The sequence below is a fragment of the Aeromonas sp. HMWF015 genome (assembly GCF_963878965.1).
Lineage (GTDB): Bacteria > Pseudomonadota > Gammaproteobacteria > Enterobacterales > Aeromonadaceae > Aeromonas > Aeromonas veronii.
Window position 1 is genome coordinate 1 of the sequence record NZ_CAWNZT010000148.1, and the last position, 10,936, is coordinate 10,936.

General features: G+C 60.9%; 11 protein-coding genes. 9 read left to right on the forward strand and 2 right to left on the reverse strand.

Annotated elements, in window-relative coordinates:
* Positions 1-476, reverse strand: a 476-nt coding sequence (locus AACS18_RS07595; protein WP_146184752.1) for a site-specific integrase, incomplete at its 3' end; no start/stop codon positions are given.
* Between the two features lie 250 nt (positions 477-726).
* Between AACS18_RS07595 and fldB the strand changes: the two genes are divergently transcribed.
* The 3 genes from fldB to AACS18_RS07610 all read left to right on the forward strand — a co-directional run bounded on the left by fldB (position 727) and on the right by AACS18_RS07610 (position 4,188).
* Positions 727-1,245 carry a flavodoxin FldB gene (gene fldB, locus AACS18_RS07600; protein ID WP_069554118.1) on the forward strand — a complete coding sequence of 173 codons (519 nt, stop codon included), beginning with the start codon at positions 727-729 and terminating at the stop codon, positions 1,243-1,245.
* A 202-nt stretch (positions 1,246-1,447) separates the two neighbouring features.
* On the forward strand, positions 1,448-2,848 hold the full coding sequence (locus AACS18_RS07605; RefSeq protein WP_108612144.1) for a TldD/PmbA family protein: 1,401 nt from the start codon (positions 1,448-1,450) through the stop codon (positions 2,846-2,848).
* A complete protein-coding gene (locus AACS18_RS07610) occupies positions 2,848-4,188 on the forward strand; it encodes a TldD/PmbA family protein (protein ID WP_108612145.1) in 1,341 nt (446 codons plus the stop codon). Before AACS18_RS07605 ends, AACS18_RS07610 begins: the two co-directional genes overlap by 1 nt.
* An 84-nt stretch (positions 4,189-4,272) precedes the next feature.
* On the opposite strand, the gene AACS18_RS07615 is transcribed toward AACS18_RS07610, so the two are convergent.
* Positions 4,273-4,767, reverse strand: coding sequence for a zinc ribbon-containing protein (locus tag AACS18_RS07615; protein WP_005335155.1), 495 nt, complete (start codon positions 4,765-4,767; stop codon positions 4,273-4,275).
* Between the two features lie 145 nt (positions 4,768-4,912).
* Here AACS18_RS07615 and leuS point away from each other — a divergent pair, with 145 nt between their 5' ends.
* The 6 genes from leuS (at position 4,913) to rlmH (ending at position 10,790) form a co-directional block, all read left to right on the forward strand.
* Positions 4,913-7,489: a leucine--tRNA ligase gene (gene leuS / locus AACS18_RS07620; protein ID WP_108612146.1), complete on the forward strand. Its 2,577-nt coding sequence runs from the start codon at positions 4,913-4,915 to the stop codon at positions 7,487-7,489.
* A gap of 205 nt (positions 7,490-7,694) precedes the next feature.
* Complete coding sequence (locus AACS18_RS07625) at positions 7,695-8,177, forward strand: LPS-assembly lipoprotein LptE (protein ID WP_005335160.1); 483 nt, start codon at positions 7,695-7,697, stop codon at positions 8,175-8,177.
* Positions 8,177-9,214 carry a DNA polymerase III subunit delta gene (gene holA / locus AACS18_RS07630; protein ID WP_108612147.1) on the forward strand — a complete coding sequence of 346 codons (1,038 nt, stop codon included), beginning with the start codon at positions 8,177-8,179 and terminating at the stop codon, positions 9,212-9,214. The genes AACS18_RS07625 and holA overlap by 1 nt, the downstream gene beginning before the upstream one ends.
* Positions 9,208-9,858, forward strand: coding sequence for a nicotinate-nucleotide adenylyltransferase (gene nadD, locus AACS18_RS07635; RefSeq protein ID WP_108612148.1), 651 nt, complete (start codon positions 9,208-9,210; stop codon positions 9,856-9,858). The genes holA and nadD overlap by 7 nt, the downstream gene beginning before the upstream one ends.
* 103 nt (positions 9,859-9,961) lie before the next feature.
* The gene (gene rsfS, locus AACS18_RS07640; protein ID WP_005335165.1) at positions 9,962-10,303 is read left to right on the forward strand and encodes a ribosome silencing factor; all 342 of its coding nucleotides are present in this window, start codon (positions 9,962-9,964) and stop codon (positions 10,301-10,303) included.
* A gap of 19 nt (positions 10,304-10,322) precedes the next feature.
* Positions 10,323-10,790 (forward strand): 23S rRNA (pseudouridine(1915)-N(3))-methyltransferase RlmH, encoded by a 468-nt coding sequence (gene rlmH, locus AACS18_RS07645; RefSeq protein ID WP_005335166.1) that lies wholly within the window; start codon positions 10,323-10,325, stop codon positions 10,788-10,790.
* Positions 10,791-10,936 lie beyond the last annotated feature (146 nt).

A 10,936-nucleotide genomic window follows, 5' to 3' on the forward strand; every position in this document is an offset into this window, starting at 1 on the left:
GCGGTGAGCCCCATCAGCTCGGAAACCCGCAAGCCGGTGGCGTAGAGCAGCTCCAGCATCGCCTTGTCCCGCAACTCCAGCGGGTCATCCACCAGCGGCGCACTCAAGAGTGCCTCCACTTCCGTTTCGCTTAAATCGGAGGGGAGTTTTTTCGGCAGCTTGGGCCCCTCCAGCAGCACGGTCGGATCGTCGCTGCGCAGCTTCTCGCGGTTGAGATACTGGTAAAAGTGGCGCAGGGCCGACAGGAAGCGGGCGGTGCTGCTGGCCGCAAACTGGTGATCGACCCGCCAGGCGAGGTAGTGCTGGATCTCGTCCATCCCCGCCAGCAGCAGCGAGCTCCCCTGCTCGTCGAGCCAGAGGGAGAACTTCTCCAGATCGCTGCGATAGGAGCTGACCGTGTTGTCAGACAATCCCCGCTCCAGCCAGAGGGCGTCGAGGAAGGGTTCAATCAGGGGATGTGGGTCAGGCTTGCTCATGGTGCGCTGCAATCAGGGGAAAGATGGCCCATTGTAACGCGCCAACTCCTTGGAAAGACAAGGCACTTTCATTGGAAAGATAAGGCTCGTTTGCCACGCCCCTTGCCGGGCGGTGAAGGTCGAATGGCAATCTGCTAGACTGGCGCCCTCCCCTTACGTTACCCATCGTGTTGCCAACATGGCGCAGCCCACACGAGCATGCGAGAACGCGCCAAAAGCAAGCGAGAAAGCGCCAACAGAGAGAAGAGCGATGAAGATTGGTCTGTTTTACGGTTCCACCACCTGCTACACCGAGATGGCTGCCGAGAAGATCCGCGCCCTCATCGGCCCCGAGCTGGTGGATATTCACAATATCAAGGATGTCTCCCTACGCCTGATGGAGGATTACGAGATCCTGATCCTCGGAATCTCCACCTGGGATTTTGGCGAACTGCAGGAGGACTGGGAGTCCCGCTGGGAAGATATCACCGATCTCCATCTGGAGGGACGCATCGTCGCCCTGTTTGGCCTCGGCGATCAGCTCGGTTATGGCGAATGGTTCCAGGACGCCCTCGGCATGCTGCACGATCAGCTGGTGCCAAAAGGGGTCAAGCTGGTGGGCTACTGGCCCAACGAAGGGTACGAATTCGATGCCTCCAAGGCACTGATCGACGATGGCCGTCACTTCGTCGGGCTGGCGCTGGACGATGCCAATCAGTATGACCAGACCGATCCGCGCATCGAGCAGTGGGTCGAACAGATCCTGAGCGAAATCCACGCCCTGCTCTGATCTTTCCCACGTTTTGGCAAAACAACCCTGAGCGCCTGGCCCTGGCCGCCGGGCGCAGTTATCGTACCGATTTTCTCAATCGGTATCATCGCATGACGCTATAGCGACTTTTTTGTGCTGGTCTGCAACAATGGACTCGACATCCCATAACAATCAGAGCCGGATGTCGGAAGCAAACGGACAGACCAGAAAAGGATATTCTATGACCCCATTCTCCCTGTTGGCCCCCGCCATCGCCCGTGACGTGCTCGATCACGCGCTGGCGCTGGGTGCCGATTTTGCCGAGCTGTTTGTCGAGCGCAAGCGCCGCAGCCAGCTCAGCCTGCTCTCCAGCCAGATAGAGAACATCAGCGGTGGCCTCGATTTCGGCATCGGCGTGCGCCTCTGTTACGGCCACAAGGTGCTCTACGGCTACACCAATCTGGCCAGCCGCGACGAGCTGCTGCGCATCGTCACCCTGCTGGCGGCCAAAGACCGCCGCGACCCCGTGGTGACCGCCACCGCCTTCGATTTCACCCGCCTGACCGATCGCAACCCGGTGGCCCTGCCCCTGTCGGCAGACAAGCTGCTGGAGCAGAAGATCGCCTATCTGCACGCCATGGATGCGGCGGCCCGTGCCGAGAGCGACAAGGTGAGCCAGTTCTCCGGCAACGTGCTGGGCTGGGAGCAGGAGGTGGAGATCTTCAACAGCGAAGGGTTGCAAGTCGCCGATCGCCGCCACTACAACCGCATCATGGCCCAGACCATCGCCCGGGAAGGGAGCGAGCAGAGCGTCGGTTACGAGGCCCCCGGCGCCCTGATGGGCTGGGAGCATGCCGATCGCATCGATCCGCGCGAGCTGGCGCTCACCGCCACCCGTCAGGCACTGGTGAAACTGGGCGCGGCTCCCTGCCCGAGCGGCACCCTGCCGGTCATCATGGAGAACGGCTTTGGCGGCGTCATCTTCCACGAAGCGTGCGGTCATCTGCTGGAGACCACCTCGGTGGCCAAGAAGGCGTCGGTGTTCCACGACAAGATGGGCCAGCTTATCGCCAATCCGGTGGTCAATGCGGTGGACGAGGGACTGCAAGGCAACGCCTGGGGCTCCATCAACGTCGATGACGAGGGGATGGCGACCCAGCATACCCAGCTCATCAAGGATGGCGTCCTGACCGGTTTTCTGGTGGACAGAATGGGAGCCCTCAAAACAGGCTACGCACGCACCGGCTCTGGGCGGCGCGAATCCTACAAGTACGCCCCCACCTCGCGCATGCGCAACACCTATATCGAACCGGGCAACCACAGCCTCGACGATATGCTGGCCACCGTCGAACATGGCATCTACGCCAAGAAGATGGGGGGCGGCTCGGTACAGCCCGGCACCGGCGAGTTCAACTTCAATGTGCAGGAGGCCTACCTCATCGAGCACGGCAAGATCACCAAACCGCTCAAGTCGGCCACCCTGATCGGCACCGGCCCGCAGGTGCTGAAAGAGATCTCCATGGTGGGCCGCAATCTGGCGCTAGCTGCTGGCATGTGCGGCTCGGTCTCAGGCTCGGTCCCCACCTCGGTGGGCCAGCCGGCGCTAAAAGTAGACAATATTCTGGTGGGAGGGAACGCCTGATGAGCACCATCGACATGAATCAACTGCTCACCCGCCTGCTGGATAAAGTGGCCGACCTCGGCGCCGAGGCAGACATCATCGCCAATCAGGAGAGAGCCTTCTCCCTCAAGGCAGACAAGGGCGAGCTGGGTGAATACAAGGTCACCAGCAGCCAGCAGCTCGGCATTCGCCTGATCAAAGAGGGTCGAGTCGGCATCGCCTACTCGGAATCCCTCGATGAGCTGGCGCTGGATGCCATGCTGCAGGATGCGCTCGATGCCAGCCGCTTTGCCAAGGTGGATCCGGATCAGCGCATCTCGGTGGCCAATAGCCGGATCACCACAGATTGCGCCGAGATCAACCAGCCCGATACCACGCCGGTTGAGGAGAAGATCGCACTGGCCCTGCGCCTGGAATCTGACATGCTGGCCATGCCCGATGTGAGCGGCGCTCCCTACAACAGCTTCTTCGAAGGGGAGAGCCAGCTCTGGCTCGCCAACAGTCAGGGTACCCTCTGCCAGCACGGCGAGTTCAGCGTCGGCTGCTACACCTCGGCGCTGGTGGAACGGGATGGCCGCCAGTCGATGCACTCGCAGGGGCAGTATGGCCGTCGCTTCGACGAGCTGGATAGCCAGACCCTGATCGAGCAGATCTACGCCATCGCCGATGGACTGCTGCCCGGTGAAGCGGTGCCGAGCGGTCGCTACAGCGTCATCTTCAGCACCAACTGCTTCGCCAGCCTGTTTGGCTGCTTTCAGGGCGTGCTGTCGGGCAAGTGGGCCCAGCAGGGGATCAACCCCTGGCGCAGCAAGGTCGGCCAGAATGTGGCGTCACGCTGGCTCACTCTGGAGAGCAGGGTCTATATGCCGTGCGGCATGAACATCAAGGCGTTTGATGGCGAGGGGGCGGCCAGCTCGGATCTGCTGCTGATTGGCGAAGGGGAGCTGAAGACCCTGCTCCACAACAGCGCCACGGCCCACCACTTTGGTGTGGCCAGCAACGGCTCGGCCGCCCGCGGTGCCCGCAGCGCCCTCGATGTGACCGCTCGCCACCTAGTGTTTGGCGCGGGCCCTCACTGTGAAGCGGAGGTGCAGAGCGGCGACTATCTGGAGCTGGTCAAGCTGGATGGCCTGCATTCGGGTGCCGATGCGGTGAGCGGTGACTTCTCCTTTGGCGCGTCGGGCTTCCTCTGCCGCGATGGGGTGCGACTGCAGCCGGTGCGCGGCATCACGGTAGCAGGCAACTTCTACCGCCTGCTGGGCGAGCTGGAAGCGGTCGGTGACACCATGCACCACAACGACAGCAAGGGCTTCTACGCCCCGCAGATCCGTTTTGGCGGCCTCTCCGTCGCGGGCAAGTAAACGCCCCGACGAAATCTGCAAGCAAGAAAAAGGCGCCTGATGGCGCCTTTTTGCTCGTTATCTCATCCGCATTGATGGCATGACTCAGGGCGAGAGCGGCTCGCGGTGATATTCGGCGCAGCCACATTCGGGGCAGGTATCGAGCTGCTGGGGGTGCAGCACGGTATGGCGCCAGCCACACTGGTCGCACACCATGACCCCCAGCCCCACCCAGTCACCCGCTTCGTAAACACCCTTGTGCTCCAGCTCATCGGCCAGCTCGCGCCACTCCACCTGGGCGCGGTCGGTCACATCCGCCAGCCAGGACCAGGCGGTGTCTTTGAGGGCCAACATAAAGGCAGACTCTTCCACCTGCGCACTATCGTCATGGCGCCCCTCGTCATAGTTGCCCAGATCCCGCTTCACGTACTCGGCGATGAGCGCCAGTTCGTCCTGAGTGAGGTCACTTGCTGCCTCCAGATAGGCCTGCACCTTGGCAATCATCCGGTTGAGGCGCTCCCCCTGGAACTCTTCAGTCTCTTGCCACTGTTTTTGCAGCTCGGCAATGAAGGCTTCGTACCCTTTTTGACGTTTGTCCATGGCTCTAACTCCTCTACTAAACCCTGATCTGGCCCGGCTTAAGGCCCAAGGGACGCTGGCGGTTGTTGCCGCCGCAGGATATGGGTATTCTATTGCGATTTCCCAGCTGATTTATCTATTCATTTCACAGATCCGGATGTCACCAATGCAAGAGCAATACGTTCCCCAATTAATCGAACCAGCAGTGCAAAAGCACTGGGATGCCAAGAAAACCTTCAAGGCCGTGGAGAAGGTAGACAAGGAGAAGTTCTACTGCCTGTCCATGTTCCCCTATCCGTCTGGTCGACTACACATGGGGCACGTTCGTAACTACACCATAGGTGATGTGATCTCCCGTTATCAACGCCTCAATGGCAAGAACGTGCTGCAACCCATAGGTTGGGATGCATTCGGTCTGCCGGCCGAGAACGCCGCAGTCAAAAACAATACCGCTCCGGCGCCCTGGACCTACGAAAACATCGAATACATGAAGAACCAGCTGAAGATGCTGGGTCTGGGTTATGACTGGGATCGTGAAGTCACCACCTGCAAACCGGATTACTACCGCTGGGAACAGTGGTTCTTCACCAAGCTCTACGAGAAGGGTCTGGTCTACAAAAAGACCTCCTCCGTAAACTGGTGCCCGAACGACATGACAGTGCTGGCCAACGAGCAGGTGGTCGACAACTGCTGCTGGCGCTGTGACACCCCGGTGGAGCAAAAAGAGATCCCCCAGTGGTTCATCAAGATCACCGACTACGCCGAAGAGCTGCTCAACGACATCGACAATCTGGAAGGCTGGCCAGAGATGGTCAAGACCATGCAGCGCAACTGGATTGGCCGCTCAGAAGGGGTCAACATCAGCTTCGCCATCGAAGGTCAGGCTGAGCAGCTGGAGGTCTACACCACCCGTCCGGACACCTTCATGGGCGTCACCTATGTCGGTATCGCCGCTGGCCACCCGCTGGCCCTGCAGGCCGCCGAAAACAATCCGGAACTGGCCGCCTTTATCGAAGAGTGCAAGAACACCAAGGTAGCCGAAGCCGAACTGGCCACCATGGAGAAGAAGGGCATGGCCACCGGCCTCTACGCCATTCACCCGCTGGATGGCCGCAAGGTACCGGTCTGGGTCGCCAACTTCGTGCTGATGAACTACGGTACCGGCGCCGTGATGGCGGTTCCGGCCCACGATCAGCGTGACTTCGAATTCGCCACCAAATATGGCCTCGACATCAAGGCGGTGATCAAACCGGTTGATGGCGACGTCGACGTGAGCGAAGCGGCTTACACCGAGAAGGGCGTGCTGTTCAACTCCGGCGAGTTTGACGGTCTCGACTTCCAGGGCGCCTTCGATGCCATCGCCAGCAAGCTGGAAGGGCTCGGCAAGGGCAAGCGCACCGTCAACTACCGTCTGCGTGACTGGGGTGTCTCCCGTCAGCGTTACTGGGGCGCCCCCATCCCGATGCTGACCCTGGCTGACGGTACCGTAGTGCCGACGCCGGAAGACCAGCTGCCGGTGCTGCTGCCGGAAGATGTGGTGATGGATGGTATCCAGAGCCCGATCAAAGCCGATGCCGAGTGGGCCAAGACCACTTACAACGGTCAGGAAGCGTTCCGCGAGACCGATACCTTCGACACCTTTATGGAGTCCTCCTGGTACTACGCGCGCTACTGCTCCCCAGACTACGACAAGGGCATGCTGGATCCGGCTGCTGCCAACCACTGGCTGCCGGTGGATCAGTACATCGGCGGTATCGAGCACGCCTGTATGCACCTGCTCTACGCCCGCTTCTTCCACAAGCTGCTGCGTGACGCCGGTCTGGTCAACAGCGATGAGCCGTTCAAGCGTCTGCTCTGCCAGGGCATGGTGCTGGCCGACGCCTTCTACTACAAGGACGAGAAGGGCGGCAACGTCTGGGTCAGCCCGACCGACGTCAGGGTAGAGCGTGACGAGAAGGGTCGCATCACCAAGGCCATCGACAACGAAGGCCGTGAGGTAATGCACTCCGGCATGACCAAGATGTCCAAGTCCAAGAACAACGGCATCGACCCGCAGCTGATGGTCGAGCGTTACGGCGCCGATACCGTCCGTCTGTTCATGATGTTCGCCTCCCCGGCAGAGATGACGCTGGAGTGGTCCGACTCCGGCGTAGAGGGTGCCCAGCGCTTCCTGCGTCGCCTGTGGCGCGTCACCTTCGAGCACGTCTCCGGTGGCGCCGTTGCCGCTCTGGATGTGGCTGCTCTCACCAACGAGCAGAAAGCGGTACGCCGTGAACTGCACAAGACCATCGCCAAGGTGAGCGATGACGTGGGTCGCCGTCAGACCTTCAACACCGCCATCGCCGCCATCATGGAGCTGATGAACAATCTCTCCAAGCTGGGTAGCGACGAGCAGGACCGCGCCCTGATGCAGGAAGCGCTGGAAGCCGTGGTGGTCATGCTCTACCCCATCACCCCGCACATCGGCTTCGAGCTGTGGAAGATGCTGGGCAAGGGCGACGACATCGATCACGCAGCCTGGCCGGTGGCCGATGAAGCGGCCATGGTCGAGACCGAGAAGCTGGTGGTGGTGCAGATCAACGGCAAGATGCGCGGCAAACTGACCGTGCCGGCCGAGATCAGCCAGGCTGATGTCGAGAAGCTGGCGATGGCCGATGCTTCCGTGCAGAAGTTCACCGACGGTCTGACCGTGCGTAAGGTGATCTATGTACCTGGCAAGCTGCTCAATATTGTCGCTAACTGATCGGTTGCCAACTGATGTCATACCATTTGGCGACCTTGGCTGACTGTGTGGCCACTCATGGGTAACGACGTACCGGCCCATGACAGCTCAACATTGTCGCTAACTAATTGGCTGCCAACTGATCATTGCCAATCTGTGACAGCAAACGGATGATAACGGCGGGCCCTGCGCCCGCCGCTTTCCCTTAATGCAAAGAGGATTTTCTATGGGCACCATCTTCACCCGCTGGATGGCCATCGTGCTGGCTGGTCTGCTGCTGCAAGGCTGCGGCTTTCACATGCGCGGCAACGGCATTCCGAGCGAGCTGATGACCATGAAGGTCGTGGGCGACAACAAGAGCGACTTCTACCGGATGGTTACCACCCGTCTGAAGGCCTCTGGCGTGACCCTGGCCGACAAGGAGGGCATTCCGGTGCTCACTCTGGGCGGCGTAGGCAGCACCAGTCAGGTCGCCTCGGTCAACGCGCTGGGGACGGACACCGAATATGTGCTGGGCTTTGGTACCCAGTTCACCATCTCGGTACCGGGCAAGCCGACTCAGGTCTTCCCCATCAACTTCAACCGCAGCTTCCTCAACAAGCCGGATGCAGCGCTCGCCTCCTCCCGTGAGCAGGAGCAGCTCAACCGCGAAATGCAGGAGCAGGCGGCCAATCAGGTGATCCGGCAGTTGAGTCAGGTCAGCTTCTGATGCGGATTTACCCTGAACAATTTGGTGACCACCTCAAAGCAGGGCTTCGGCCCTGCTATCTCGTTTTTGGCGACGAGCCCCTGTTGCGACTGGAGGCCATCGATGCCATCCGTCAGGTCGCCCGCAAGCAGGGTTTCGATGAGCGCCACACCTTCGTGGTGGAACAGGGGCTGGACTGGAATCAGGTCTACGATGCCTGTCAGGCCATGAGCCTCTTCTCCGCCCGCCAGATCATCGAGCTGGAGCTGCCCGCCAAGGTGGACAAGGATCTCGCTGCCCGCATCAGCGAGATCGGCAAACAGCTTCATCCCGACCTGCTGCTGGTGCTGAGTGGCGGTCGCCTCAACCAGACCCAGATGAAGGCGGCCTGGTTCGACAAGCTCTACCAGATTGGCACCTATGTGCCGGTCAACCATCCGGAGCCCAAGTTTTTCCCGCGCTGGATGAGCGCCCGTTTTGCGCGTTTCGGCCTCAAGGCGCTGCCGGATGCCATCAACTTCATGTGCCACTCCTACGAGGGCAACCTGCTGGCCGCCAGCCAGGAGATCGAGAAGCTGACCCTGCTCTCGCCGCCCCAGCCCATCAGCGTCACCTATCTGCAAGAGACCATTATCCGCCACGCCCACTTCACCCCGTTCCAGCTGGTCGATACCCTGCTGGAGGGCAAGGTGAACCGGGCCCAGCGCATTCTGGCCGCCCTGCGGGCCGAAGGCACCGAGACGGGGATGCTGGCCTGGACCCTCTGCCGCGAGCTGGAGCAGCTGACCGAGCTGTCGCTGGCGATGCGCAACGGCCAGCCGCTGGGGGAGCACTTCAGCCGCCTGCGCATCTGGCAGAGCCGCCAGCAGCTCATTCAGCAAGCTCTGACCCGCCTGCCGTTTGCCAAGTTGCAGCAACTGTGGCAGCTGATGGCCCAGCTGGACGATGCCCAGCGCCGCTTCGATACCGAACAGGCGTGGCTGATGCTGCAGACCATTGCCCTCGGCTTTCGTGATGGCACCCCGCTGCCGCTGGTGATGGAGAGCAGCCCGTGCTGAAGGCGCCCATTGGTCTGCTGGGGGGCACGTTCGATCCTATCCATATCGGTCATCTGCGCCCGGCCATCGAGGCGCGCGATGCCCTCGGGCTGGCCGAGATGCGGCTGATCCCGAACCATATCCCGCCCCACCGCGCCAATCCGTTCTGCTCCAGCGAACAGCGCCTTGCCATGGTCAAACTGGCGGCGGCAGAGAACCACCACTTTGTGGTGGATGAGCGGGAGCTGAGACGGGACAAGCCCTCTTACACCATCGATACCCTGATCGAGCTGCGTCATGAACTGCCCGATACGCCGCTCTGTTTTCTGATGGGGATGGATTCCCTGCTGAGCCTGCCAAGCTGGCACCGCTGGCAGGAGCTGCTCGACTACGCCCATCTGGTGGTGAGCGTACGGCCGGGCTGGCAACCGGATTATCCGACCGAGGTGGCGCAGCTGCTGGCGCGCCATCACACCACGGATGCCAACGCGCTGCATCAGCGTCTGGCCGGTCATATCTGGCTGGCGGACAACCAGCCCATCGAACTGTCAGCCACCCGACTGCGGGCCTTGCTGGATGCGGGGCAAGACACCCGCTACCTCTTGCCCGAGTCGGTTGCGCACTATATTGATCAACAGGGGCTCTACCGCGCCAACCGCCGCTAACCCCTGTCGTAATCCCGCCCCACCCGATGGGAAACGGGAGTGACCATGATATAATCCGCCGCCCTGACGCAAACGCTGCGCGCCGGAATACAGGAGAGACTCATTGCAAGGCCAAGAATTGCATGCCTTTATCATCGACAAGATCGATGACATGAAAGGCCGCGACATCATCACCCTCGATGTTCGCGGCAAATCCAGCATTACTGACACCATGATCATCTGTTCCGGCAACTCCAGTCGTCACGTCAGCGCCATTGCCCACCATCTGGCCAGCGAGGCCCGCCACGCGGGTCTGGATCTGCTGAGCGTGGAAGGGCAACTGAGCGGTGAATGGGTGCTGGTAGATATGGGCTCGGTGATCGTGCATGTGATGCAGGATGAACATCGTGACTTCTACCAACTGGAAAAGCTGTGGAGCGGTGCCGCTCAAATGAATACGCAATAAGAGCACAAGTGTAACGACCATGAAGATCCAGTTGATTGCGGTGGGCACCAAGATGCCCGCCTGGGTAGAGCATGGCTTCGAAGAGTATCGTCGCCGCTTCCCCAAAGACATGCCGTTTGAACTCGTCGAGATCGGCGCAGGCAAACGGGGCAAAAATGCCGACATTCCCCGCATCCTGCAGAAGGAAGGGGAAGCCATGCTGGCGGCTGCGGGGCGCTCGCGCATCGTCACCCTCGACATTCCGGGCAAGCCTTGGACCACGGAGCAGCTGGCTACCCAGCTGGAGGCGTGGAAACTCGATGGCCGCGATGTGGCCCTGCTGGTAGGCGGGCCGGAAGGTTTGTCCCCCGAATGCAAGGCTGCCGCCGAACAGAGCTGGTCACTGTCACCGCTCACCCTGCCCCATCCGCTGGTGCGGGTGCTGGTGGCCGAGAGCCTCTATCGGGCCTGGAGCATCACCACCAATCATCCATATCATAGAGAGTGAGCCATGCGTCTCTGGAGTCTCACCGCTCATATTCACCCCTATCACAGAGAGTGAACAATGCAGTTCCTGCTCTTATTGCCCCCAAGGGTCTTGAGGTAAAGGCATGCTGAAACAACGCATCGAAATGCGCGATCACAGTGCCGAGG